25 protein-coding genes are annotated in these 25,614 nt (G+C 36.6%); 6 read left to right on the forward strand and 19 right to left on the reverse strand.

All coding sequences use genetic code 11. From position 1 onward, the window contains the following. Positions 1-9: 9 nt before the first annotated feature. Positions 10-1,167, reverse strand: a complete 1,158-nt coding sequence (locus tag AN161_RS30625) for a methyl-accepting chemotaxis protein (protein WP_053595194.1) — start codon at positions 1,165-1,167, stop codon at positions 10-12. Positions 1,168-1,873: 706 nt separating this feature from the next. Here AN161_RS30625 and vrrA point away from each other — a divergent pair. Together vrrA and AN161_RS15240 are read left to right on the forward strand one after the other, a co-directional pair. Next, the gene (vrrA, locus tag AN161_RS15235) at positions 1,874-2,437 is read left to right on the forward strand and encodes a VrrA/YqfQ family protein (RefSeq protein WP_053595196.1); all 564 of its coding nucleotides are present in this window, start codon (positions 1,874-1,876) and stop codon (positions 2,435-2,437) included. Between the two features lie 73 nt (positions 2,438-2,510). Beyond that, positions 2,511-3,479 (forward strand): 4-hydroxy-3-methylbut-2-enyl diphosphate reductase, encoded by a 969-nt coding sequence (locus AN161_RS15240; protein WP_053595197.1) that lies wholly within the window; start codon positions 2,511-2,513, stop codon positions 3,477-3,479. Positions 3,480-3,706: 227 nt separating this feature from the next. Here AN161_RS15240 and AN161_RS15245 read toward each other — a convergent pair whose 3' ends face one another. The 3 genes from AN161_RS15245 to AN161_RS15250 all read right to left on the reverse strand — a co-directional run bounded on the left by AN161_RS15245 (position 3,707) and on the right by AN161_RS15250 (position 6,290). Next, on the reverse strand, positions 3,707-4,408 hold the full coding sequence (locus AN161_RS15245) for a response regulator (protein ID WP_082340120.1): 702 nt from the start codon (positions 4,406-4,408) through the stop codon (positions 3,707-3,709). A 114-nt stretch (positions 4,409-4,522) separates the two neighbouring features. Beyond that, positions 4,523-4,684: a hypothetical protein gene (locus tag AN161_RS29720; protein ID WP_158003036.1), complete on the reverse strand. Its 162-nt coding sequence runs from the start codon at positions 4,682-4,684 to the stop codon at positions 4,523-4,525. 64 nt (positions 4,685-4,748) lie between these two features. Then, positions 4,749-6,290 carry a sensor histidine kinase gene (locus AN161_RS15250; protein WP_198926895.1) on the reverse strand — a complete coding sequence of 514 codons (1,542 nt, stop codon included), beginning with the start codon at positions 6,288-6,290 and terminating at the stop codon, positions 4,749-4,751. 150 nt (positions 6,291-6,440) lie between these two features. Here AN161_RS15250 and AN161_RS15255 point away from each other — a divergent pair, with 150 nt between their 5' ends. Both AN161_RS15255 and AN161_RS15260 read left to right on the forward strand, forming a co-directional pair. Continuing rightward, complete coding sequence (locus AN161_RS15255; protein WP_053595198.1) at positions 6,441-7,490, forward strand: TRAP transporter substrate-binding protein; 1,050 nt, start codon at positions 6,441-6,443, stop codon at positions 7,488-7,490. A 347-nt stretch (positions 7,491-7,837) separates the two neighbouring features. Further along, entirely contained in the window at positions 7,838-9,103 is a 1,266-nt protein-coding gene (locus tag AN161_RS15260; RefSeq protein WP_053595199.1) for a dicarboxylate/amino acid:cation symporter, read from the forward strand. Between the two features lie 676 nt (positions 9,104-9,779). Here AN161_RS15260 and AN161_RS15265 read toward each other — a convergent pair. Beyond that, on the reverse strand, positions 9,780-10,577 hold the full coding sequence (locus tag AN161_RS15265; protein WP_053595200.1) for a type II CAAX endopeptidase family protein: 798 nt from the start codon (positions 10,575-10,577) through the stop codon (positions 9,780-9,782). Between the two features lie 265 nt (positions 10,578-10,842). Here AN161_RS15265 and AN161_RS15270 point away from each other — a divergent pair, with 265 nt between their 5' ends. Both AN161_RS15270 and AN161_RS15275 read left to right on the forward strand, forming a co-directional pair. Further along, positions 10,843-11,379: a hypothetical protein gene (locus tag AN161_RS15270; protein WP_053595201.1), complete on the forward strand. Its 537-nt coding sequence runs from the start codon at positions 10,843-10,845 to the stop codon at positions 11,377-11,379. A 387-nt stretch (positions 11,380-11,766) separates the two neighbouring features. Next, positions 11,767-11,946, forward strand: coding sequence for a hypothetical protein (locus AN161_RS15275; RefSeq protein WP_053595202.1), 180 nt, complete (start codon positions 11,767-11,769; stop codon positions 11,944-11,946). Between the two features lie 65 nt (positions 11,947-12,011). Here the strand turns inward: AN161_RS15275 and AN161_RS15280 are convergent, their stop codons facing one another. From AN161_RS15280 to AN161_RS15345, 14 genes are all read right to left on the reverse strand, one after another. Next, on the reverse strand, positions 12,012-12,905 hold the full coding sequence (locus tag AN161_RS15280; RefSeq protein ID WP_053595203.1) for a PhzF family phenazine biosynthesis isomerase: 894 nt from the start codon (positions 12,903-12,905) through the stop codon (positions 12,012-12,014). Between the two features lie 60 nt (positions 12,906-12,965). After that, positions 12,966-13,532: a signal peptidase I gene (lepB, locus tag AN161_RS15285; RefSeq protein ID WP_053595204.1), complete on the reverse strand. Its 567-nt coding sequence runs from the start codon at positions 13,530-13,532 to the stop codon at positions 12,966-12,968. A gap of 470 nt (positions 13,533-14,002) precedes the next feature. Further along, the gene (locus tag AN161_RS15290; protein WP_053595205.1) at positions 14,003-15,346 is read right to left on the reverse strand and encodes a cytosine permease; all 1,344 of its coding nucleotides are present in this window, start codon (positions 15,344-15,346) and stop codon (positions 14,003-14,005) included. Between the two features lie 78 nt (positions 15,347-15,424). Beyond that, positions 15,425-15,742: a cupin domain-containing protein gene (locus AN161_RS15295; RefSeq protein ID WP_053595206.1), complete on the reverse strand. Its 318-nt coding sequence runs from the start codon at positions 15,740-15,742 to the stop codon at positions 15,425-15,427. A gap of 14 nt (positions 15,743-15,756) precedes the next feature. Continuing rightward, positions 15,757-17,499: a hydantoinase B/oxoprolinase family protein gene (locus AN161_RS15300; protein WP_053595207.1), complete on the reverse strand. Its 1,743-nt coding sequence runs from the start codon at positions 17,497-17,499 to the stop codon at positions 15,757-15,759. After that, positions 17,499-19,541, reverse strand: coding sequence for a hydantoinase/oxoprolinase family protein (locus AN161_RS15305; RefSeq protein WP_053595310.1), 2,043 nt, complete (start codon positions 19,539-19,541; stop codon positions 17,499-17,501). The genes AN161_RS15300 and AN161_RS15305 overlap by 1 nt, the downstream gene beginning before the upstream one ends. 30 nt (positions 19,542-19,571) lie before the next feature. Next, entirely contained in the window at positions 19,572-20,117 is a 546-nt protein-coding gene (locus tag AN161_RS15310) for an XRE family transcriptional regulator (protein ID WP_053595208.1), read from the reverse strand. 311 nt (positions 20,118-20,428) lie between these two features. After that, complete coding sequence (locus tag AN161_RS15315) at positions 20,429-20,965, reverse strand: NADPH-dependent FMN reductase (protein ID WP_053595209.1); 537 nt, start codon at positions 20,963-20,965, stop codon at positions 20,429-20,431. Positions 20,966-21,213: 248 nt separating this feature from the next. Continuing rightward, positions 21,214-21,462 (reverse strand): DUF2164 domain-containing protein, encoded by a 249-nt coding sequence (locus AN161_RS15320; protein WP_053595210.1) that lies wholly within the window; start codon positions 21,460-21,462, stop codon positions 21,214-21,216. A 273-nt stretch (positions 21,463-21,735) separates the two neighbouring features. Further along, a complete protein-coding gene (locus tag AN161_RS15325) occupies positions 21,736-21,957 on the reverse strand; it encodes a hypothetical protein (protein ID WP_053595211.1) in 222 nt (73 codons plus the stop codon). Positions 21,958-21,972: 15 nt separating this feature from the next. After that, positions 21,973-23,094 carry a Nif3-like dinuclear metal center hexameric protein gene (locus tag AN161_RS15330; protein ID WP_053595212.1) on the reverse strand — a complete coding sequence of 374 codons (1,122 nt, stop codon included), beginning with the start codon at positions 23,092-23,094 and terminating at the stop codon, positions 21,973-21,975. A gap of 1 nt (position 23,095) precedes the next feature. Then, on the reverse strand, positions 23,096-23,788 hold the full coding sequence (locus AN161_RS15335) for a tRNA (adenine(22)-N(1))-methyltransferase TrmK (RefSeq protein ID WP_053595213.1): 693 nt from the start codon (positions 23,786-23,788) through the stop codon (positions 23,096-23,098). A gap of 178 nt (positions 23,789-23,966) precedes the next feature. Next, positions 23,967-24,317, reverse strand: a complete 351-nt coding sequence (locus AN161_RS15340; RefSeq protein ID WP_053595214.1) for a cytochrome c — start codon at positions 24,315-24,317, stop codon at positions 23,967-23,969. A gap of 503 nt (positions 24,318-24,820) precedes the next feature. Further along, positions 24,821-25,384: a hypothetical protein gene (locus tag AN161_RS15345; protein WP_053595215.1), complete on the reverse strand. Its 564-nt coding sequence runs from the start codon at positions 25,382-25,384 to the stop codon at positions 24,821-24,823. Between the last annotated feature and the right edge of the window lie 230 nt (positions 25,385-25,614).

Genomic DNA, 25,614 nt, shown 5'->3' on the forward strand with positions numbered 1-25,614 from the left:
CATTTAGTGCTAGAAGATTTGTTTGCTATTAACGACTTCAGCCGATTGTGTGCTTAGCTTCTTAATACGTTCATTTGTTGTATTTGAAGATTGTTGGATAGTCGACATTTGGTTTTCTGCGACATGCAACGTTTTTTCACCATCATTTGCAATAGATTGTGTGTCTACTGCCTTAGAAAGAAGCATTTGAGTAGCCTCTGCAATACGTTGAACACCTTGGGCTGTTTCATCCATTGCTATCGAACTTTCACGACCAGTAGTAGCTGCTTGATTATCACTGGTTGCCATTCCCTCTACAAGGTTTGCAATATCATGAGAAGAATGTGAAATTTCGTCTGTACTTGCTGCTAATTGTTCAGCTGCTGATGTTGTATGCTCAACATTTGCGGTCATGCTATGTATAAGTGAATGTAAATTAGACTTCATCAAATTAAAAGAATCTGCTAAATCTTTAATTTCATCCTTTGTTCTGACTTCAATATCCTTTTGACATAAATCTCCTTTAGCAATTACCTTTGCTGCTGAAGTTAGCTTATTGACAGGAACAACGATGGAACGTGCGAATACAATCCCAACTACTATACAAATAATTAAAATAATGCAGAACATCCATAAGAACCACTGCTTATTATCATCAATAAGCTTTTCAACATTTGTTAATGAATTTTGTATTTCTGTAATGTTTTCTTGCTGGAACATATCTACTTTTTCATTAATCTCAACTGATGTAGTATCAAATTTTAGCATAATTTTATTCCCTAGCTCTGGTCCACCTTGAATATAGCTATTAGCCATTTTCTGGCCAGTGCTATAATACTCATCAAACGCTACTTTAATCCCATCTAATCTTTCCTGATATTTCGGATGCAAATTTTTCAGTTGCTCCAAATCCTGATAAAAAATTTTGCTATATTTTTCTGCTTGCTCAAATCCATCATCTAAATTATTGAGTGCTCTTGTGGCTCTAATATCCGTCAAATATTGCTGAACCTGTACAACCGACAACTTCATCTCATCTGCTAGTAACGTCGTTTGAAGTGTTTTTTCTTTTATTAAATGTACTTGCTCTTGTTGGGATTTGGCATTTTGTTGTTGAAGAATCCCCATAATTAAAACTAATAATACAATAAGACCAAATGACACTATACTTCTAACTTTAATTGTCACAGTATCCCCCCTATTTTTAACCTCTGCTATTTTAGTCTAACAAAAGGATCATCACCATAACGTGTGGTTGATTTCCGTTCCGACTGGGCGCTTTGTTGCTGTCGCTTCGCTTTCGCACAGATAAAATATTGTTGCTGTCGCTTCGCTTTCGCACAGATAAAATATTGTTGCTGTCGCTTCGCTTTCGCACAGNTATTGTTGCTTTCGCTTTCGCACAGAGCAAAGCTTCCTGGGGGCGTCCGATGAGCCGCTTCACTCGCGTTGCTCTCGCTCCAAGGTCTCATCTGTGACGCTAATCCCCAAGGAGTCGCCCAGCCTCCACTCCAATCAACTTATATATATGGCATACGTTTTCATCCACAACTTTTGGTGATGAGCCTAACAAAAACATATTAACAATTTATTTACATAAATGTAATACATATTAATTTGCTAACTTCAAAAATCACCATTTTCTATGGTGCATACACAACATTATACCTTTGCAAAGAGTAGGAAAAGTGAAAAATATATGTAGTTTTTAAGAATTTTCCCTACTTATTGACTACATCTGAAATGAGTAATAATTACGTGGATATAAAGGGATACCTTCACAATCGCCTTAGTTGTTTAATTGTGTGTGTCGAACGCTAACATAACCCTCTGCATATCATATCTATAATCAGGTATGTCATCAATGTCAAACAACTATTGAAAGGAGATCGTTATGGTATTTCGACCAACTTATCCGTTCTCAATGTATCCTGGTGGCATGAGGATGCCCATGCAAATGCCCATGCAACAAATGCCAATGCAACAAATGCCGATGCAAATGCCAACACCACAGATGTCACCGCAGTCCTTTTTACCGCCTGGAGGCTTCCAAAATCAACCACGAATTCCGGGTGGTTTTCCAATGTCCAGTGGAATAGGATCATTTGGAGGACAAATGCCAATGCCCATGCAGGAGCCTTCAAAAATCGGTTCATTTTTACAGCAGGCGAATAACTTATTTAACTCAGCGAAAACATATACACCTTACATTCAACAAGCAATGCCAATGGTAAAGAATATTCCGTCACTTTTAAAATTGTATAAAGGATTTCAAGGTCTCCCTGCTGCTGGAGCTGCAGCAGGAGCTGCCGCAGGGGCTGGAGCAGTAGCAGCTGAGGCAGCAGCTAGTGAAGGAGCACGTTCTACTAAAAGCCGAAAAGCGTCGCGGCAAAATGCATCATTCACTCCTCCTGATCCACTTCCATCTAAGCCACGTATTTTCCAGCCACCTATGTAGATGAACGTTTCTTTGTATTCGCCGCCCCTGTCCGTTATAATGTAGATAGGTAAGCTTGAAAGGAGTCACAACCATGCAAGTATTAAAAATTAATCCACGTGGCTATTGCTACGGTGTTGTTGATGCGATGGTTATCGCTCGAAACGCCGCACTTGATAAAACATTACCAAGACCTATCTACATTTTAGGTATGATCGTGCATAATAAACATGTCACAGATGCCTTTGAAGAGGATGGCATCATCACATTAGATGGCGAGAATCGTTTAGAAATTATTCAACAAGTTGAAACAGGCACTGTTATTTTTACAGCGCATGGTGTTTCACCTGAAATTCGTGAAATTGCAAAGCGAAAAGGCTTAGTATCCATTGATGCTACATGTCCTGACGTTACAGTTACACACGATTTAATTCGTGAAAAATCAGCAGATGGCTATGATATTATTTATATCGGTAAAAAAGGCCATCCCGAGCCAGAGGGAGCAATTGGTGTTGCACCAAATCATGTGCATTTAGTGCAATCATCCACTGATATTGATGCATTAAATTTAACAAATGATAAATTACTAGTAACGAATCAAACGACTATGAGTCAATGGGATGTCGCTCATTTAATGGATAGTTTAAAAGAGAAATTCCCACATATTGAAGTGCATAAAGAGATTTGTTTGGCAACACAGGTACGTCAAGAGGCAGTTGCTAAGCAAGCTGGGGAAGCCGATTTACTAATTGTTGTTGGTGACCCTAAATCCAATAACTCGAATCGTTTAACGCAAGTGTCTGTTGAAGTAGCAGGGACACCATCATATCGTATTGCAGACGTTTCCGAGCTAAAAATTGAATGGTTAAAAGGAATTAATTACGTCGCTGTTACAGCAGGTGCTTCAACGCCAACGCCTATTGTAAAAGAGGTTATTTCATTCCTTGAACAATTCGATGAAAATGATGAATCAACACAAATCATTAAGCGTACAGTTACAATAGACAAAATTTTACCTAAAATTAAAACGCCAAAGCCAGTCGAAAAAATTATGCCTTACTAACTAAAAAAACCTGATTGCCTATTTTTTGACAATCAGGTTTTTTTCACTGTAGAGGAAACTATAGATTTTAAGTTGTAGATAATCAAAGGCATCGTTTTCGTCTAGGCTAAAGCGCCACATCCTCGAGGTTGCTTCGATCCCCCGGGCAAAAGTGGTAGAGCGCTTACTTTTATTTCGGACTCTCCAGCGCTTGTCGGATGTAAACGAGCGCTTTAGCGCATTTGTTCTTATTTACTAAAATAATAATTGACTGGACGACCAATACCACCATAATGCACATCCATCGTAATTTCCTCTTGTTTTTCTAAATAGTCTAAATATCTTCTTGCTGTTACGCGTGCAATGCCTACACCACTGGCAACTTCTTCTGCCGATGCTCCTTCTACAGATTGCAAATAGTGCACAACTTTCTCAAGTGTTGCACGATTAAAGCCCTTAGGTAAACTTTTTTCTGACCGTAAGACATTTGATTGCTGAACCTCATTATGCCCGCCATGATAATGGAATAACTGATCAAGCTCCCCTTGTGTTAGCTCATGCTCTGTTTGCATTTGCTTTTTGAAGCGCAAATAATTTTCAAGTGTTCCTTGCACTCGTTCAAATGAAAAAGGCTTCATAATATAATCAAAGACACCAAGATGCAGGACTTGTTTTACAGTTTCCATATCATTAGCAGCTGTTACCGTAATTACATCTATGGGTAATTTGAGTTCACGGATTTTTCGTAAGCTTGTCACTCCATCCTGCTCTGGCATGAAAATATCCATAAATACTAGTTCTGGTTTAAGCTTACGAATTTGAGCAATCCCCTCAACACCATTTGAGGCTTGTCCAATGACTTCGAATCCAGCTACCTTTTCAATAAATTGGCGATTAACCTCTCGCACCATCGGATCATCCTCTATTAATAAAACCTTCATCTGTGCCACTGTTAGCCCTCCATACACTCTGTTCTATCTCTATATGTGCAAATTTCCACCTAAGGAAGCGTCAAACTGTTCCCATAGAGTTTCTCGCTTCTACTTCAAAATCAACTATTAATATTAAATCTCTTCATCACATGGGGTTGATTTCCGTTCTGACTGGGCGCTTTGTTGCTGTCGCTTCGCTTTCGCACAGATGCTGTCGCGCAGAGCAGAGCTTCTTGGGGGTGTCTGATGAGCCGATTCACTTGCGTTCCAAGGTCTCATCTGTGACGCTAACACACAAGGAATCGCCCAGCCGTAACGAAAATCAACTTATAAAAATGGCCTTGTGGTGACGAGCCCATTAAGTATGATAAAAAGTTATTAAAAAGCTTGTTCCCTTTTTCGGTTCACTTATGACCTCTATTTCACCCTGCCCTTTTTGTACAATTTCTTTTATTAAATAAAGTCCAAAACCTCGACCTTTTTTCTCTTTTGTTGAATAGCCATTATCAAAAATATGTGCCTTTACCTCATCTGTCATGCCTATACCATTATCCGTTACTAAGATTGCCAACACATCCTCATCCTCATCAACAGAAACGTGGATAATTTTTTCTTCCATCTGTACATCCCTTAATGCATCAAAAGCATTTTCAATTAAGTTACCAAATAAAATGACGAAATCATGATGATCTAAATTGTTAGGAAATGCTGTCAGACGACTTTCTCGGTCAATCTCCAATCGAATTCCCTGTTCTTTTGCATAGGAAATTTTACTAAGCAATAATCCTGAAATATTTTCATTTTTAATCCGTTCATTTAAAAAGTTTGTAATTTCATCATGTTCTTCTTTCACTTGTGTTAAGTAAGATAGTGCCTGTTCATGATGTCCAAGCTGTAAAAGACCAGCAATTGTGTGCAATTTATTTTTATGTTCATGTGTTTGTACGCGTAATGCTTGTACAAATGCCTTAACACCTGTTAATTCCTCTGCAAGCTTTTTCACTTCTGTACGATCCTTAAACATTGCCACAGCTCCGACTGTTTTTCCATTTACTTGTATAGGAATACGATTACTCATAATACTGTGATCATTAATATAGAGCTCTCGATTGAAAATGGGTTTATCCAGCTCCAAAATTTCAGGTAATCGTGTATCAGGTAACACGTCCATAATTTTCTTCCCTATTAATGTTGACGGTTGTTTGCGAACACATAATATTTCACATGCTTTTTCATTAAATATTGTAATTGTCAATTCATTATCAATGGCAATAATTCCTTCATGCATCGCGTTAAAGGTTTCTGTTCGCTCTACGTACATTTTAGCAATTTCATGGGGCTCTAGCCCAAACATTTGCTTTTTCATATGAAGTCCCAAGGTATGAGCACCCCATGCACTAAAGAAAATAGACAACAAAATTGTCATCATTAATTCTGTTTGAATAGATTGTAGTAATTCAGCAACAGTTAAAACACTATAGCCCACTACTACTACCCCTATTTGTTTTCCTTCATTATTCATGATTGGGACGAATGCTCGTACCATATCTCCATGTTCACCATGTGCAATCGATGTATAATAATGCTCAGCAAACGCTGCGTTTAGATCACCTGACTGCGAAACTTGACCGATTTCTTCTGTATTTGGATGTGAATACTTGCGTCTTTGCATATCAAGTACAACAATATATTGTGCGCCATTTATATCACGTATTTCTTCCACTACAGGATTAATGTGTTTAGTAGCCTCGTTAAAATTATTATTTGTAATGTAGGTTTTCAGTTCAGGGAGCTGTGATACGGTTTTTGCTACAAGCAAAGCCTGATTTCCAAGCTTATCCTTCTGCTCATTCATTACAAACCCTAGCAAAAATGTACCACCTATACTAAAGGAAAGCATGAGAATAAAAAAAGTCAGAGACATGATCTTTCTCTTCATCGATAATTTTTGAAATTTCAAGATGTACGCCTCCCTCTACTATATTTTAGCTTACTCCATATGTTAGAATAACAAAAACATCAGAAAATACGAATTAATTGGGTGTAATAGATGAAAAAATTTATTATTGGAACAATAGCAACCGTTTTACTGTTAACAATAGCGATTGGCGTTCAACAAGGCTTACTACTCAGCAAGCCTCTTCCTTATGATGATGAGCAAAAAGGCTTGGACACACAAATTACGATTCATTTAAGTCACGTTGTAGCTGAGAATACGCCAAAAGGACAGGCTGCAAGTAAATTCGCCGAGCTTGTTGAGGAAAAAACAAATGGTGAGGTAAAGGTACATGTGTACCCAAACTCCTCCTTGTTTAATGATGAAAATGAGTTTCAGGCTTTGCAAAATGGAGAAGTAGAAATGATTATCCCTACTTTTTCAAAGATGACTTCCTATCTACCAAATTGGCAGGTTCTTGATTTACCCTATCTTTTTAATACGGATGATGAAGTTCATGAGGTTCTTACAGGATCGATTGGAGAACAATTGTTAAATGAGCTTGAGCCTTTTCAAATAAAGGGTCTGGGCTTTTGGCATAATGGCTTTAAACATTTAACCTCTGTCGATCATCCTATTTATTCATTTGAGGATTTAAAAGGCTTACGTGTCCGTACAATGCCAAGTAAAGCTCTTGAAAAGCAATTCGAGGCTGTTGAGGCAACACCAATCCCGATTTCCTTTAGCGAGGTTTTTACTGATTTAGAGTCACATGCCATTGATGCTCAGGAAAACACAGCGTCAAATATTTATTCTAAAGGTTTTTACAAAGTGCAGAAGCATATGACATTAACAAAGCATGGGATTTTAGGATATGCTGTTTTAATGAATGAAAAATTTTGGAAATCCTTACCTTTAAAAATTCAAAAGCAAATTATGGCCGCTATGAAAGAAACAACAGACTGGCAATTTGAGCAAGCTGTACAAATGAACGAAAAAGATTTGCAAAAACTAGAACAACAAGATAACTTTGAAATTTATACAATGAGCAATCAGGAACGCCAACGCTTTAAAGAAAAGCTAAAACCTGTCTATGATTTTTATAGAAACAATGTACAAAACAATGATGCTTTATCGGAAATTGAAAAAATAGTTTCCCCTTAAAGTAAAATTTTGATTAGTGGGGTTTTCTTCATCCCCACTGATTATTGGCTGTCGCTACAAAAACATTTGCTGAATGAAGATAAATATTTTTGTTCATTAATGATAAATCCTCATGGTCGTGGGGGTTTTTTTCTTTTGTATTATAATAGATTCTAAAATTACGAAACTACTATAAAACAGCTTAGAACCCTTGATATCACTATGTTTACTTCCCTTCCAACTAAAAATGAACAAAATGAACAATAGAAACTTTACGGTCATAAAAACTATTGTCGGAAAATTTCAGCTATGATAACCACATGAAAGCGTTCACACAATATTCATAAATAGTGTAAGGGGAGAACTTTATGCGTATAAATTTTAAAAACTTAACAGTACAAGTCCTGATTGCCATTGTACTTGGTATTATTGTCGGTGCTGTGTTCCCAGAATTCGGAGCAAAGTTAAAAATATTGGCAGATATTTTTATTAAATTAATTAAAATGTTAATAGCACCTATCATTTTCTTAACGGTTGTTATTGGAATTGGTAGTATGGGCGATGTAAAAAAAGTTGGTAAAATTGGCGGGAAGGCATTAATTTATTTTGAAATTGTCTCTACTTTCGCACTAGCAATCGGCTTAATCGTTGTCAATATTGTACAGCCTGGTAAAGGCTTTAACACAGAGGCTGCAAACGGTGCAGATGTTTCCCAATATACAGAGGCAGCAGCCGCTACAGAGCATGGCATTGGTGCATTTATTATGCAAATTATACCTGATAATGTTGTCGGGGCACTTGCCAATGGAGAGTTATTACCTGTTTTATTCTCAGCTGTTTTATTTGGCATAGCTGCTGCTGCTATTGGTGAACCAGCTAAACCAGTTATTACATTTTTCGAACAAGTAGCAGATATTTTCTTTAAAATTGTTAATATGGTCATGAAGGTTTCCCCGATTGGTGCGTTTGGTGCTATGAGCTACACAATCGGAAATTTCGGTCTTAAATCACTTGGAAACTTAGGATTTTTAATGCTATCCGTTTATATTACAATGTTTATCTTTATCGTAGTAATCATTGGCCTTATTACACGTTACTTTGGATTCAGTATTTTTAAATTTATTAAATATATTAAAGATGAAATTTTTATCGTTATTGGAACATCATCATCAGAATCTGCACTCCCTTCGATGATGCGCAAATTAGAAAACTATGGTTGCTCGAAACAAGTAGTTGGTCTTGTTGTGCCGACAGGGTATTCCTTTAACTTAGATGGTACGTCTATTTACTTATCGATGGCAGCTATTTTTATCGCACAGGCTTATGGAGTTGATTTAGATATTTGGCACCAAATTACATTGCTTGCTATTTTAATGCTGACATCAAAAGGGGCAGCCGGTGTAACAGGCTCAGGCTTCATTACGCTTGCGGCAACGTTAGCAGCATTCCCTATGATTCCAGTTGAAGGAATTGCTCTTTTAATTGGGGTCGACCGCTTTATGTCAGAGGCTCGCGCCGTTACAAACTTAATTGGTAATGGTGTAGCAACAGTTGTCGTTTCAAAAATGGAAAAAGAATTCGATCCAGAACAAGAAAAACGTGCTCTTGCAGGGGAAGTCACAACCCAACAATAACAATTTCCCCTTGACGTTATTGCGTTCGGATTTTGAATTGTGCCGATGCACAATTCAAAATCCGTGACATCCGCTGGAGGTTTATCTTCATTCAGTGGGTGTGGAACTTATCAAGAGTAAATTATTAAAAATCCATTAACATCAATGCTTTTACTATAAGGACATGTATTTAATGCATTAAAATCAAACGGTGTTAAAATAATGTAAATAAAAAGCCTAATTCCTCTCTCTTTTTTAGCGAGGAATTAGGCTTTTGATCTACAATAATTGCGTCCGATAATGGATTAACTAGGGAGTCTAAAACAAGTTTTCACAAACCTCATTGACCTATGTCTAATTATTCAATAAGCATTGTCATTTTTCTACTGATGGTTTCCATTCCAAAAATCACATAGTGGCAACTTCCAAACATTTAAATCTAGATCAAATGAATTACTCTCTTTATTTTTAATGGTCCCGCCCAAATGCTTTTGTTTTAATATTTTCCTTATCAAGAAATTCTTCTATTTTTTTCTGTTCTCTGCCATTCACTACTTTACCTTTGTCAATTATTGATTTAATGTTTACTTTTGGGAGGAGCTCATTTCACTTCCCTTGAACAGCTCGCTCTTGAACTTGTTGATTATGTTCATTGGTTCAATAACATTCGAATTCACGGAACTTTATCGCCCTTTGATTAAAGGTTGCTAGACATTCTTTTATTTAATATGAACAAGCATATAATTAGAATTAAATTAACAACTAAAACGATGATACTACCTTCAATTTTATAGATGCCACCTGATATTAATGGATTTCCTTGAAACGTACTGTTTAAGAGATTCGGATAATCACTTGCCAAAGAAACACCCCCAAATATAATCGCTCCAATTGTATTCCAAGCAAAATGAGCAATTATTGGTGCTACTATTGTGCCCGTGTATTCTAATAGTAATGTTACAAGTATACTCATTGAAACAACATTAAGCACTGGGATAATACCTGCTTCAAATGCTCCACCGTGCATTGCAGAGAATAAAATAGTAGTTAAAGCGGTTGCCACAATTACATTATATTTTTGCTTCCATAATTGATATAGATAACCTCTCATCAACAATTCTTGCATTATAACATTCAATAGTGATGCCAAAATCCAAATCCATATGTAATCAATATTGTTTTGGCCTTGTATATTTATTGTCTTTGTAAGTAAAAGGACAGATACCACGCTACCCAACCATAAGACACCTATTACAACACCTATTAGAGAATTTTTAAAGAATCTTGAAGCTATGGGGATCTTAATTTTACCCTTTTCTATTACTGAAACAAAAATAATAGAAAATAAAACTACTAAAGCAAGTGGTACGAATTCCCACCATAATCGTAATAATGCCTGATTATTTGTTTCAATATCAGGCGTAAAAGAAATTAAAATTGCCCATCCAATAAAAAAGATAACTGTTTTTAAAATTGTACTTATTAACTTTTTCATTATTGATTCCTCTCCAATTACTGTGTATATTATTGAGTTTATATATTTTGCAAAATGGCCATTTTACGGAATTTTTTTTGTTATTTTCAACAAAAAATCTCCGTCATAATGCGAATTAAGGCGATGTCTTCTGCTTGTTCTTGTGTCATAATACTAAACTTATAGTTCATGGTCCCCCCTCGTCAAACTGTTTTACAAAATTTTTGTTGAAGGGTGAAACCTGGAGTAAAGCTTCCTCGTATAGTAAGTAGATTGGAGGCTATTTATGACTACATTTACCCTTACCTACCCAAAAGCTTTCGAGAGCTTTTCAAATATTCCTATTGTGAATGAACAAGATGAGATGGTTTGTGTGCTAGAAAAAGTTGAACGTTCATCTGTTGGAAAAATAATGAATGCTGTAATGCTAGTAGCTTCACAGCAATCATTACCACATCGTTATGAAACACGTACTACTTTAGGTGCACCTCTTTTTCAAGTGCAATTTACACCATTAACAAAGGGTGTTAGCCATCAGCTTATTATGCCAGATGGAACAATCTTACCTATACAACGGAAGACGGTTCAATTACTTGAATCTTCCTACTCTTTTACAATGGATGGACTCGCTTTTCGCTTTGAAAAGGATTTTACTTCAACCGCCTATTTATATTGCAATGATGAAAAAATAGCAAGTGCTACTAATATAGAAAATGAACTAGTGCGTACTGGTGTATCTTTTAAACTCTTTAACTCGGATGATACGCTTTTTGTCGCTTTACTTGCAACTCTGTATCAGGCAATATTCTCAATGAGTAATTAAAATATCACCATAACGTGGGGTTGATTTCCGTTCCGACTGGGCGCTTTCCTGGATGGTCCAGTTTCCACTCCAATCAACATATATACATGACATATGGTTTAATAAATGTCATCTCCGATTTTGGATGATGAACCATAAAACTCCTATTGTAAGGAGTTTTTTTGATATTAAAAATTATTAAGTAGCTTATTTACTGCTTCTACCACTACTGAAGGTGCATCATTAGACTTCATCGAATAAAAAAAAGCTGGTTCCACTACTGCTAGAATCATTCAATATATTCCGGGACACGAAATAAATTCGCTTTGTTTTGACTATTTTATGCCGTCCTTCTAATAAAGGAGTACACTAAAGAGGTAGAAATACTTTACTTTCGGAGGCATTTATATGGATACTAAAGCAGCAGAAATTAAAAATTTAATGACATTAAATCTACTTGTTCAAATTTTAGAGGAACGTGGTATTATGACCGATAGGGAATTAAAAGAACGTCTCACAAATAACGTTAAGCTTTCCTCTATGGATGCAGATTTAAAAGAAAAGGTTCTTGAAGAAATCAAACATTAATGGATGACATTTCGAAAAAAGGGGCCGCTTCCTAAGTGATGAAAATACTTTAAGCGGCCCTTTTTTTATATTTGCACCTTTAATTCCTTCACACGTACAGCAGTTCCTGTAATCGAAATATTTAATTTCCCTTTTTCACTTTTTACATGTACATGCACACGTCCATCTTTTCCAAGCTCTTGACCTTGTTCTACGATAAGTGTTTTTGGCAATTGTGCTTCTCTATCAATGTAATTTGCAAAATATGCTCCCATGACACCAGAGGCAGTTCCTGTAACAACATCTTCAATTGTTCCAGAATAAGGAGATGAAAAATGTCTTGCATGCATATCAGCGTTCTTATCAAATGCCTCTAAGCAAAAAGGATGCAAGGATGCTTTTGGCATTTCTTCTAGGATAGCTGGAAAATCTGCAGTTTGCGGGGTCATTTTTTCAAAGTATGTTAAATTTTTAATAGGTATTAGCAATGTCCAAATTCCTGTACTTCCATAAACTATCGGTAAACCAGGATGTATCGCTTCTTCTGTCAGTCCAATTGATTGTGCAAGCTTTGATTTTGAACCATTAAAGGCTTCAAACTGAGGCGCTGCATGTTGCATGGTGATATAAATTTGTCTTGTTTGTTGTTCTTTTATCTCAATTGGGAGAATTCCTGCTTTCGTTTCAATGGTTAGCTTTGACTTATCCTTTAGTAAACCTTTTGTTTTTAGAGCATATATCGTTGCCATTGTTGCATGTCCACATAAATTCATCTCATGCCCTGGCGTGAAATAACGTATACGTAAATCTGCTTTATCCGATTTTAGCGCAAAGGCTGTTTCATTAAAGCCTACTTGCTTAGCAATAGCCTGCATTTCTATTTCACTATATTGATCTCCCTCTACTACGACACCTGCTGGATTCCCCTTACTAGGTATCGTACTAAACGCATCACAATGATGAACGGTAACAATTTTCATATGCTTTTCCTTTCTCTTTATAAGCTCTATAGTAAGGCAGATTCATAAAAGCTAATTCAACTAATGTGTACTACCAAGCCTTTCAAAAGGCCACAATACAAAGCCTGCTGTTCCTAAAATTGTATCCTGCGAAACAAATCCAACTTCCGAACTTCGACTGTCTATACTTCCTCGGCGATTATCCCCGAGAACGAAAAAATGGCCCTCTGGTACTGTCATTTCTCCTAATTGCTCCTCTAGGATAAAATCATATGTAAAATCACCTTTATCCAGTAATGCTTCTTTATATTCAGTTAAATAGGGCTCATCATAAGCCTTTCCATTTATATATAAAACATCATCTTTATAGGCTATATGATCTCCTGGTAAACCGATGATTCTTTTAATATAATTCTCATCTTCTTTTGCTTCAAAGACAATAATATCGAAGCGGTCATAATTGGAAATTCGTGGTCCCACTTTATTAACAATTACTTTGTCTCCATTTTCAAAAGTCGGCTCCATTGAAGCACCTTTTACAGCTATAGGAGATAGAAAAAAATAACGTATACCCATTGTAAAAATGATTGCTAGTCCAATCGTTTTAAACCATGCCCAAAATTCATTCTTAGTTTGTTTTTGTGTCACACTTTACACTCCAATCCTTCTTCTCTAGTATCCAATTCTCTTACATTAATGGATACGAATTTCCTGTAAAAAGGTTTCATAACTTCTAATAATATAGCTCATCACCATAACCTGTGTTTGATTTCCGTTCCGACTGGGCGCTTTCCTGGGGCGTCCGATGAGCCGCTTCGCTCTAGGGTCTCGGGCCAACACGAGATTGGTCACGAAGGCGTTATCACAGGATGTGATGCTTTTAGCCTTTGTTCCTCTATTGCTGATCCCCAAGGAATCGCCCAACCTTGACTCCAATCAATTTATATAAATGGCATACGTTTTAACAAATGTCATCCACAACTTTTGGTGATGAGCCAATAATATTTAGATACTCTAGTATATTTCCCCTATAATAAAAAGAATTAGCACAAAGGCTTTTTGCCACAACGCTAATACTTAGTTTATAGGACATAATACTGCGATAGGATGGTGTTTTTTTACTCTGCTTGCCTTACATCTTGTTCAGTTAAGAGACCTGTAAATTCATCTGGTGCGACTTGCTTTTTCACTTTCATAGCTATTAAATAAACAATTATTGATACAATTAACGATTGAACTGCAGGTAGTCCTATTTGGTTTACGTATTGGGTGTAGTAGCCTACTGCCACAGCTGTAACTACAGCAATCGTAGCCATCCAGTTCCAGCCCTTAATTTCTATCCATTGCTTATTACGGATAAAAAAGAAGTCAGCAAACATAACACCTGCAATTGCTGGATATAGTAATGCGGTTAAGTATAGGAAATCTGTGAAGTAATCTAGAATTCCCATCAGCGCGATAATAATCGCTATAACCGTACCAATAAATGTAAGTAAGGCTCGTCCTTTACCAGAAGTAACATTTAAAACGTTTGCTAATGCTAAGCCCATACTATAATTATTAACAAGCTGCGATGTCCAAGTAGCTAACCATAAAATGAGGAAACCCCAAACTGGGAAACCTAGATTCATCATGACATTAACGATATCAGCATCGCCTACACCAACAGACATGATTGCACCTACGATAAATAACGGGAATCCGATTAAAACGATACCACTTGGAATTAATAAATTATCTTTCCATAATGGCTTTGCATATCGTGTATAATCGGATGCAATGACCCATTGCGAGACATTAACACCAATTACAAGACTAATTGCTGCCGCTATAGTCATCGACTGCTCAGGATTCCAGGATGAAATTGTTTCCCAACCTGTATTTTTTAACGCTAAGTAAATGCCACCAACAATTAATAATAACCCTGATGGAACGGCTAAATAATCTGTCCATTTCATAGAACCGTAACCGATAATTGAAGGTGCTGCAAAAAGAAGACCTGCTATTGTTGTTACTACTGCCCAAGCTATCCAATTATGCTTATAGTCGATTCCAAACATGGCGGCCATTGCATTACCAGCAACAGCCGTTTGTAATGCCCACCATCCAAGAGAAACGACAAATATCGTTATGCCAACAATTAATTTAGCTTGAATAGTACCAAAACTTGTTTTCGCTATTACCGAAGATGGAAGTCCTGTTTTAGCCCCGATATAGCCTTGTAATGTATTGCCTAACCATTGAAAACCAAATAATGCGATGATCAAAATTAGCAGAATTTTGCTTAATCCAAAGCTTGCTGTTAAACTAGCTCCTACCATTAAAACTGGAATTGTAAACTCAAGGCCACCAAAAATCATAGTTGGTGTAATCCAATGCTGTCGGTCACTTTCTGGTATTGCTGTTAATGCTGGATCTTTACCAAGCATTGATGTTTTTTCTGTATTGACTTCATTTCCCATTTCTTAACCTCCTTACTGTATCCAATGATATTATTTTTAGTTTGTTAGATTCCTTTAATAATAGTCTGAGTTTTCAATCTATTTTATATCTAATAATGCATAAACAATCTCCACTATTTCTTCACTATCATTCATACACCAATGCGCCTCCCCAGCTGGAATAAAGGATGCCTCCCCTTGGGTAATTCGATAGCTTTTTCCTCCAGATTCTCCTGTTAGGGAACCTCTCACAATAAAGGAATACTCATTTTCATTATGTGAGGTAGTTCCCGTTAAAGGTAATCGCTCACCAGGTTTTATTTTGACGAAGCCAAACTTAATTTCACTTTCTTTATATTGATCTTGAAATAAATTTTGCTGAACAATATCTTCTTGCGTAATTTCTTTAATAATCATGGCCAGTTCTCCTTTTACTGCGCATTTCGTTTTGGCAGTTCCTCGTAACTATAGTCCATTTCATCTACTCGAACATAAAAGAATGTTTCCGCCTCCTCCTTCGAAAAATAGCCATTTTTGACATCGCGCACTACTTGTTCAGCTGGTCGATTACGCGGATCTCCATAGCCTCCACCAGTACCAGTTATTAATTGAACAACATCGTTTTTATTTAACTTATATCTGGGGTATACACCGTATGGGCCATCAATTTCACCAGATGCCTTTTTAATGTAAAACTCATTTGGTGAACCATAATTGCCATTATCAATGCCCCATGGTAAAAATTTATTGCGTCCAAATGTTACAGTCACAGCTTGATTATCTGTCATTGCTCTATAGGAACGAATAACCCCTTTACCACCGATATATTCTCCAGCACCTGCTCCATTTCTATCCTCTCTTAAACTATATTCATCAATTAAGACACCATATCGTGTTTCTGCTACTTCTATTGGTACGTTGTATGTTTCACCATCTGAAAAACAGAATTGACCAGATGCACCATCTGCATCATTTCCGCCACCCCATCCACCTACAGATGGCTCAACGATTAAAAACGGTTCTCCTGTATCATGATGTGTACCGCTTAATGTCACTGCACAAACCGATAAAAATTGACCAGCTGTTAATCGACTAGGAATGTGTGGCGCTAACGCTTTCCATACTAAATCTAAGCTACCAAGCAATGTTTCAAAGTAATTGGAAACAGGCACCGGTCTTTCGGCAGACATAATTGATCGTGGATCAACGATAATTTTTAACGGCTTAAATACACCATCATTAACATCTTGAGCTGGATTTGTAATAGCTAAAAAGATGGCACGTACAGCTGATACTAATCCAGTGTAGGAACAATTGACTGGACCCGGCACTTGTGGCGAGCTTCCTCTAAAATCACAAATAAATTCATCATCTGTAATGGTTACCTTAACTTTAATAGGAAACGGTCCATTTCCGATGCCATCAGTATCGATAAAATCCTCTGCATAAAATTCACCCTTTGGAAGCTTTGCGAGCTCTTGTTTGGCCATCGCTTCTCCATGCGCTAAATGATAGTCAATCGCTGCTAAAATAGTTGCGACTGAATGTTTATCACATAATTCTTTGACACGTTTTTCGCCTGTTCTAAGAGCAGCAACCTGCGCAAACATATCTCCTAACGACAAATCTGGAAAGCGCACATTAGAACGGATAATCTCAACAATTGCCTCGTTTAATTTACCTTCGTCATAGAGTTTAAGACATGAGAATTGAAGCCCTTCTTGGAAAATATCTACTGAGTCATTCGTAAACGAACCTGGGTCCTTACCTCCAACTTCTGTCCAATGTGCTTTATTTGCGGAAAAAGCAATCAATTTTCCTTGATAAAAAATCGGCATAACGAGTCCAACATCTGATAAATGGGATCCCCCTCCTTGGTAAGGGTCATTGATGATCATAATATCCCCTTCCTTTAACTTATCACCTGGATATTTTTTTAGCGTTTCCTTGACCATAAAAGTCAGCATACCAATGAAGCCTGTTACACCATTACCCTGTGTTAGTAAATTACCTTCCGCATCAGTTAAGCCACTCGCATAGTCTAAAACTTCATAGATGATCGGACTCATAGAAGTTCGAGCCAAAGCAACGAACATCTCATCTCCAGCAGATAACAGCGCATCTTTCACAATTTCTAGCGTAAATGGATCAATTTGCGTGTTCAATGTCGTCATTATATTTCCTCCTTTTCAATAACGATGTTTCCGTAGGCATCTACATAGAGTGACTGATTTTTATAAATCACAGTAGCGGCAGCTTTTTCTTCTACGATGACAGGACCTTTTACTTTTTCTTCAATCGGCAATAACTCACGATTATAAATATTTGTTTTCACCCATCCATCCTGCTCATAATACACAGCACGTTGTTCTAGCCATGCATCTTGTAAACTGCTTTGACGACTAATTGTCTTCAGCTTTGGCTTACTTACCTTACCAAAAGCTGTCACATGAATATTAACAATTTCCGTCTCTGCGTCTGGCAATTTAAATGTAAAATTTTTCTCGTGTAAATGATTAAAATTTGCAATCGCCTTGTCTATGGTTGCTTGATTCCACTGGCCTCCATCTACAGGCACCTTAACGGTATGCTCTTGACCTAAATAGCGCATATCGGCATAGCGTTGGAAAAATACATTGTCTTCTCCCATGCTTTCAGCTTTAAAATGTTGAATAGCATTGCTTTCAATCTCCGCCCATACTCTATTCATTTCAACTAAATCAAGTTCATGCATTCGTTTAATATATGTTTGAATATAATCGTGGCGTAAATCTGTCATAAGCATTCCCCATGCAGAAAATACGGGTGATGCAATCGGAATAATGACTTTTTTAACACCTAATTCAAGTGCTAAAGCAGGGGCATGCATCGAACCACCGCCACCAAAAGCAATCAATGTGAAATCTCGAGGGTTATGACCTTTACGAATTGAAATTAACTTTAGTGCATTTAACATATTAGAATTTGCAATTCGAATTATGCCAAGTGCTGCTTCTTCTGCAGACATGTTAAACGGATTTCCTATTTTCTCCGCAATTACATTTTTAACATTGTCGAGATTGACATTAAAATCAAAATTTTTCGGTGACAATCTACCTGTTAATAAATTAGCATCTGTTGTTGTTGGTTCTGTTCCACCTTGTCCATATGCAACTGGTCCAGGACGAGCACCTGCGGATTGTGGTCCAACTTTTAAAGAGCCTGCACTATCAATCCAAGCGATAGAACCTCCACCGTTACCAATCTCTACAATATCAACAACAGGCGTTTTAATCGGATAACCTGCATGACGATTATCTTTTTCAATATAATAATCTGTTGAAACCTTTACCTCGCCATTTTCAATTAAAGAGCACTTCGCTGTTGTACCCCCAATATCAAAGGCAATAATATTTTTTTCACCTAATATTTCACCAAGTACAGCTGCACCTAAAATGCCAGCAACCGGACCAGACTCCACCATATTTATTGGGGAACGTTTTGCATTATCAAACTTTGTTGTCCCTCCATTTGATTGCATAATATAGCTTTGTTCAATATTGACAGTATCCTGTAATTTTTGCTCAAGACGATCAATGTATGTTGTGGCAGCTGGCTGCACATAAGCATTCAATACTGCCGTATTTGTTCGTTCATATTCACGCCATTCTTGTGTAATTTCACTAGAAGCGGTTACTTGTATCTCTGGCCACAATTTCTTAATCTTTTGCACAGCCGCTTTTTCGTGCTCATTATTAACGTAAGAATGTAAAAAGGAGACAGCAATCGCCTCTACCTGTTCCTTCTTAAAGTAGTCCACTATTTCTTCAAGCTCATTAACATTTATCGCTTCTAATACTTGTCCTTTATAATTAAGCCTTTCAGTAATTTCTCTACGTAAATAACGCTCTACGAATGGCTGTGGTTTTTGGTACTTGACATTAAACAAATCTGGTCGATTTCCACGTGCAATTTCTAATACATCTCTAAAACCTTTTGTTGTAATTAACCCAGTTTTAGCTCCCTTACGCTCTGTCAATGCATTGATAATTACCGTAGTACCGTGGATAAACATTTCTAATTGTGTTTGATCAACACCACCCTTTTTAATGACATCGATAACTCCCTGCTCAAAATTTGGCGGAGTTGTATTACTTTTCTCATAGCCAAAGTTTCCTTGTCCATCCACATATACTAAATCAGTAAATGTACCTCCGATATCTGTTGCAACTCTCATTTCATACACCTAACCTTCCTTATTAATTTTTTAGAAAATTACTGGCGTTAAAACAGATAAGACAACACTTTCTTCATTCAAAGGATTTTCCCATGTATGTGGTACTTCAGAGGGATAGTGAATCGTTTCGCCCTCTCGAAGAAAATATTCCTGTCCACCTACTTTAAAAAGCACTGCACCTTTTAAGACATAATAAAATTCTTCACCGGGGTGAGTTGATTCTTGATTTTTTTCTATTTGACCTGGTGCAAGCTTTACTAGTAATGGCTCAAGATTTCTACCACTAAAATTACCATTGAGGCGCGTATACTCTACTGAAGATCCTTCTAGTTTAAAAGGTTTGCGATCATCCTCCTTTACAACATATGTATTATTTGAAACCGACTCAAAAAAATAAGTGATAGGTACTGAGAAAGCATCGGCTACTTTTTTGAGAGATGTAATAGCCAATGACGAAGAGCCTCTTTCTATTTGGGATAGAAAGCTAATCGATAAATTAGTCTTTTCGCTTAAGTTTTTTAACGTCATGCCTTGCTCGATTCTCGTTCTTTTAATGATTTGATGGATCTCTTCCATTAGTCACCTCTTTTAATCACACTGTAATTATTAAAGTATTAGTGTAATTTTTTAAATAATATCATATTGTTTTTTAAATAGAAAGAAAATTTAGATTATTTATTATGTTTTTCAACAAAATTAGACTAACTCTCTTAATTTATTGATTAAGCTAAGCGGAGATTCGATCAGCGCACCATTTATTGCCACAGTGCAAGCCTTAAGTTAGCTAGCACTTTCTCAATGTTTTTAAGACATACAATAACAACCAATGTGTTAACTGCATAAAAAAAGCAATATGCACTTTTTACTGTACATACTGCTTAAAGTTCTTATCGAATTGTTTTTAATGCTGTTGACCAAGGGATAAGCTGATCTAACATTTGATTTACTGAATCGGCTTGCACATCCTTTGGTTTAAATACCGTGCCGTTTTCGAAGTCTGTAAATAATGATAAAGCAGGATGTACGCGAACATCCGCTACTAATAATTCACCAAGAATACCACGTAAATGCTCAGCTGCTCTTGCACCACCAACAGAACCGTAAGAAACAATACCTGCCGCCTTATTATTCCATTCCTCACGTAAGTAGTCTAATGCATTTTTTAGTGCACCAGTAATGGAATGGTTATATTCTGCAACGATAAATACAAAACCATCACATGCAGCGACTTTCTGTGACCATGTAGCTGCTCCTGAAGCATCTCCACCTGGCTCACCTAAAAATGGCAATTTAAAATCTGCGATATCAATAATTTCATATTCCGCATCGCCGCGTTTTTCAGCTACTTCCTTCACCCATTCTCCCACTTGTGGACTTAAACGACCTTCACGCGTACTACCTAAAATTACCCCTATTTTCAACATATTATTCCTCCTTGTTTTATCCCTCAAAGTGTGACCGTATCATTACGTTCATCAAATTGAATAAAATCGGCTCTCTTAGCCATGTTGTACAAGAGACCGTTCCTTTATTCAATGGATAGATGATTAATTAAAACCTTTTTATTTCAATTTAATTTATCTTCAATCCAAGATAAAAATATCATGTATTTATAAAAATTGTCAATTTTTCAATTGTTTTTCCTACTAACTATTTAAACTTGCAAATATAATTATTTTATTTTTATTGGTCTTTCTAATGCTGCAAGCTCATCCTCAATCGATGCATATTGTCTTTCTACAACATATTTTGCATCTGAAATAGCCGCATTATAAATATGTGGAGCAATGTTTTCCTTGATAAAATCCAACATTCTCTCTGCTTCAAATTCTGTAATATCCTCATCACGATTATTATAGAAAAATCGTTGAATATCAGCTATTATCGTTTCCTGTTGTTCTTTTGTTAATCGAATAAACAATCCAAAACTCTCCTTCCATCCCAATTTATACTTACCTATCATAACACTCTAAAATTAATCTATGCATACACAAAAAGGCTGAATTATAGTAACAATAGCCTTTGTATAGTGTTGAAAAACAAAATGCAAAAAAAATTGGTGAATGTGAATGTTATGGCACTTTTAGTGAGGGTGATTTAATAGGACACCTTAATTTTTTTGACACAATAGTTTTTCGACAACATGAAAAGACTGAATTATAGTAAATACTATAATTCAGCCTTGTAATTTTCACTATTGACATTTAAATGAATAGTTTGTTGATAGAAAATTCTTTTCCTTTGAGACAATGGCTTCTCCACCATCTTTTTCACATTGCTCGGTCATAGTATCAATTTTTTTTGCATTCATCGTATTCGTCATGAATGTCATACCTACCCCAAACACAGCAATCAGCAAACCAATCATAATCCATAACTTGCCGGCTTTATTGCCAGCAGGTCTTTCACTCGCCACATCTATTCCCCTCTCTTATACGAATAAAAACGGTTCTGTATGAATAGTAGATTGTATAAATTCAACAGAATATTTTTTATCCTCACACATTTTTGCCATCTTTTTAGCTACTCCTGTAATCATCACTTTCTCCACATGATGACCTGGATCTACGATTTGCAGACCAATTGCCTGAGCATCTTGTGCAGTATGGAAATACATATCTCCTGTTAAAAATACATCTGCTCCAGCACGCTTTGCCGAATAGATATATTTATTTCCATCGCCACCGACAAGCGCAACTTTTTTCACCTTCGACTGTAAATCGCCAACAACTCGGACAACAGGTACATCTAGCTGCTGCTTTACAAATTGAGTAAATTCATGAAGAGTCATTTCTTGTGGTAAGAGGCCAACTCGTCCTAAGCCCATTACATTTGTTTGCTGGTCTAGGCGAATGATATCATAGGCAGGTTCTTCATACGGATGTGCGTTTAACATTGCCTTTAATACACGATTTTTTATGGATTCCGGAAATACTACTTCTAGCTTCACTTCTTCTTCCACATGTAATTCACCGATGGAGCCTACATGTGGATTTGCACCTGATAGTGCACGGAAACGTCCTTCTCCCAATGTAGTATAGCTACACGCTTCATAATCGCCAATGCGACCTGCTCCCGCCTTTGCTAATGCCTCTCGTAAATCATTGGCATTTGCAGTCGGTATAAAAATAGCTAGCTTCAACATATTTTCAGCATATGTTTCTTCTAAAATAGAACGATTTTCAAGCTGAAGAGCATCTGCTAGTAGATCGTTGACACCACCTTCAGCCACATCTAGATTCGTATGTGCTGCATAAACGGCAATATCATTTTTTATAAGCTTTTCATATAAACGCCCAGCTGGATTGTCTGTACGAATATTCGAAAGTCGTCTAAAAATCGGTGGATGATGCGCTATTATTAGCTCGCATCCTTGAGCAATAGCCTCTTCTGCTACTGCTTCATTAACATCTAATGTGACTAATACTTTACTTACAGCTTTGTTTAATGTGCCAATCGCAAGACCGATTGGGTCATTTTCCATACAGGCTAACTTTTTAGGTGACCATGATTCGAATAATTGTATAATTTCTTGACCATTTACTGTTTTCATCTCACAAAACCCCTTCCACTAAATCGAGTAGAGCGACTAACTCTGCACGTTTTTCTTCAATTTCAGGTGTTTGATCTGCCCCTTCAATGGACTGTAATACACGCTGCCAATTTTCTTTTTCACGCGACCATTTTTTAATAAATGCTGGTGATTTTCGTTGCATTAATTTCGGTCCAAATAAAATTTCCGGTTCCGTTAACGTCATTGGGCTTCTTTGCAATACAAGAATTTCATAAATTTTATCGTCTTCCTCTAAAATCTCTTCATCCTGTATTGCCCAATTATGCGCTAAAGCCCATTCGCGAATCACCTTGGCATGGATATTCGGTTGCAAAATAAGACGTGTTACCCCTTCAAGTTTTTCTGGATGTTTCTCTAAAATGGAAACAATAAGAGGTCCACCCATCCCCGCAATAGTAACTGTATCTACGTGGTCTGCTGCTTCTACTGCCGCTAAGCCATTCGCAAGTCGCACCGTAATTTTTTCTGTTAACCCTTCTTTTTGCACTTGTCCAACTGCTGATTCAAATGGCCCTTTCACAACTTCTCCTGCTATTGCATAAGAAGCAATACCTTTATGAATTAAGTAACATGGTAAATATGCATGGTCGCTGCCAATATCTGCTACAACCGCACCCGAGGGAACAAATTTTGCTACTGTTTCTAATCGTTTTGATAATTTTTGTGCGTTCATTTTTTACCGCCTACCTTAAATAGTGTCAATCCTTAGTATGTATGATGTCGTGCAAAAAAACAAATGGAGTTGCCTCAAATTTTGAGCAACTCCATCTTTCATTAACTGAATGAAGATAAAAAAAATTGTAGCTGTACCAATCACGATTAAACGCTTTCAGTACAGCTACCTTTTCATACTATTTTAGAGTAGCAATGTACTCTGCGATTGCTTTTGCTTCCGCTTCGTTTTTCATGCCAGGTGTCATTGGTGTACCTTCGATACCGTTAGTTAAAACGTCTACGATACGAGCTTCATCTAAGCCATGTAAGTTTGGCCCGACAGAACCAGTTAAGTCAGCAGCGTGACAGCCAATACAAGATTGTACTAGAGCTGAGCCGTCATCAGTAGCTTCTGTTTTTTCGCCACCGTCCTCTTTCTCAGCAGTAATTTCTTTTTTGTTCTCTGCGCCTGTTAAAGACATGAAGAAAATAAGACCAATACCAAATGCCAGAATTAAAATGTAAGGAACGACTGGATTGTTTTTCATATGTTTCCCCTCCTCATAGTAAATCTACTTCTATTATAATATAGAATCAGTCAACATCTAATATTGTACTTCATTAACCTAGAAACGAAAAGCCCTATTCGCTAAGTTTTCCTTTGTTTGTAACAAATTCGACATTTCTGTATCTATTGGATAAAATATGTCTTGCTATCCCCAGTATTTGGACCTTCTATTATCTTTTTAACAATTAAGCCTAGCTCCCGTACATGCTGTTATCTTTCCTCTCTTTTCACATTCATATACCAAGAAAATCAAAATTCCTAATTGAAATAATCAATTAGCTAAATAGGCTATACTATTATCTCGAAATATTATTATTCTATATTTTCTAACACTCATTTCATTTAATAAGGTTATTCCAAAAAGACATACTACTTTTTTAGAAAAATAAATTTCAAACTGAAGCATAAAAAAAGAATCCGTAAGCTTTTTAAAAGCAAACAGATTCCTGTCATTGTCATCAAAACTATTTTACAAAGTCTATCTTATGATAAGTTTATGATATAGTAGCCAATTAGTGCTAGTAAACCTAGGGCACCAGAGACCGTGAAATAAAGTAGCTTCATTTTTATACCTGACCAAAGCCAAACTCCACAATTTGCTGCAATCAAGCAAAACAATGCAATATTATTTCCATTAAAATATGTAGTGTAAATTCGAATAGACATACTAAATAATAAAATCGCAGCTAATAAATGGAAAACGAGTGCTAATAAATCATTTTTTCGTACCACTCGAAACGCCGTTATAAATAATATCAAAGCAGCTATTCCAACTACAGCCGTTAAAATTAACGTTAAAGAGGATATTGTAAAATAGATAGATAGAAGAGCAATCATAGCGATGCATATGCCTATAATTAAATATATCCACTTTCTCTTTTCTAAAGGTAATACAGCTTGTTTATGATGTACTGGTTCTAACTCCTCTAGATCAGCTCCCTCTGCATAAAGAGCCGCTAAAAAGTCACAGTAATGCTCCGGTAATAACTTATTTTGCTTCCAAAACAAAATCTCATTTAAGATTATTTTTTTCCGTGGATTTGTCATAGTGTTTGCTCCAAACATTGCTTAATAATGGTTGTTATTACAATTTTATCTCAAAATCTTCAAAAACACATCTGTATAAAGTAGCAAAAATAATAAGATTGTCTCATTTTCATTACTCGATATAAGCATAATTTCGAAATAATATTTACTATGTATCAATTATGCCTCGGCATAATTGCGTCCGGAATCACCTTTGCGCTTAGGTCTGCACGATGCAGGTCAGTTAGCCG

The sequence above is a fragment of the Lysinibacillus sp. FJAT-14222 genome (genome assembly GCF_001278875.1).
GTDB classification, from domain to species: Bacteria; Bacillota; Bacilli; order Bacillales_A; family Planococcaceae; genus Lysinibacillus; species Lysinibacillus agricola.

What these genes read in the sequence shown, in the direction of transcription:
- AN161_RS15295 (WP_053595206.1), bottom strand. Translation starts at nt 15,742, where the DNA reads ATGATTATTAAAGAAATTACGCAAGAAGATATTGTTCAGCAAAATTTA.
- AN161_RS15305 (WP_053595310.1), bottom strand. Translation starts at nt 19,541, where the DNA reads ATGAGAGTTGCAACAGATATCGGAGGTACATTTACTGATTTAGTATAT.
- AN161_RS15330 (WP_053595212.1), bottom strand. Translation starts at nt 23,094, where the DNA reads ATGAAAACAGTAAATGGTCAAGAAATTATACAATTATTCGAATCATGG.
- AN161_RS15275 (WP_053595202.1), top strand. Translation starts at nt 11,767, where the DNA reads ATGGATACTAAAGCAGCAGAAATTAAAAATTTAATGACATTAAATCTA.
- AN161_RS15260 (WP_053595199.1), top strand. Translation starts at nt 7,838, where the DNA reads ATGCGTATAAATTTTAAAAACTTAACAGTACAAGTCCTGATTGCCATT.
- AN161_RS15270 (WP_053595201.1), top strand. Translation starts at nt 10,843, where the DNA reads ATGACTACATTTACCCTTACCTACCCAAAAGCTTTCGAGAGCTTTTCA.
- AN161_RS15310 (WP_053595208.1), bottom strand. Translation starts at nt 20,117, where the DNA reads ATGGAAGAGATCCATCAAATCATTAAAAGAACGAGAATCGAGCAAGGC.
- AN161_RS15265 (WP_053595200.1), bottom strand. Translation starts at nt 10,577, where the DNA reads ATGAAAAAGTTAATAAGTACAATTTTAAAAACAGTTATCTTTTTTATT.
- vrrA (WP_053595196.1), top strand. Translation starts at nt 1,874, where the DNA reads ATGGTATTTCGACCAACTTATCCGTTCTCAATGTATCCTGGTGGCATG.
- AN161_RS15340 (WP_053595214.1), bottom strand. Translation starts at nt 24,317, where the DNA reads ATGAAAAACAATCCAGTCGTTCCTTACATTTTAATTCTGGCATTTGGT.
- AN161_RS15345 (WP_053595215.1), bottom strand. Translation starts at nt 25,384, where the DNA reads ATGACAAATCCACGGAAAAAAATAATCTTAAATGAGATTTTGTTTTGG.
- AN161_RS15300 (WP_053595207.1), bottom strand. Translation starts at nt 17,499, where the DNA reads ATGACGACATTGAACACGCAAATTGATCCATTTACGCTAGAAATTGTG.
- AN161_RS15280 (WP_053595203.1), bottom strand. Translation starts at nt 12,905, where the DNA reads ATGAAAATTGTTACCGTTCATCATTGTGATGCGTTTAGTACGATACCT.
- AN161_RS15250 (WP_198926895.1), bottom strand. Translation starts at nt 6,290, where the DNA reads ATGCTTTCCTTTAGTATAGGTGGTACATTTTTGCTAGGGTTTGTAATG.
- AN161_RS15240 (WP_053595197.1), top strand. Translation starts at nt 2,511, where the DNA reads ATGCAAGTATTAAAAATTAATCCACGTGGCTATTGCTACGGTGTTGTT.
- AN161_RS15255 (WP_053595198.1), top strand. Translation starts at nt 6,441, where the DNA reads ATGAAAAAATTTATTATTGGAACAATAGCAACCGTTTTACTGTTAACA.
- AN161_RS15290 (WP_053595205.1), bottom strand. Translation starts at nt 15,346, where the DNA reads ATGGGAAATGAAGTCAATACAGAAAAAACATCAATGCTTGGTAAAGAT.
- AN161_RS15315 (WP_053595209.1), bottom strand. Translation starts at nt 20,965, where the DNA reads ATGTTGAAAATAGGGGTAATTTTAGGTAGTACGCGTGAAGGTCGTTTA.
- AN161_RS15335 (WP_053595213.1), bottom strand. Translation starts at nt 23,788, where the DNA reads ATGAACGCACAAAAATTATCAAAACGATTAGAAACAGTAGCAAAATTT.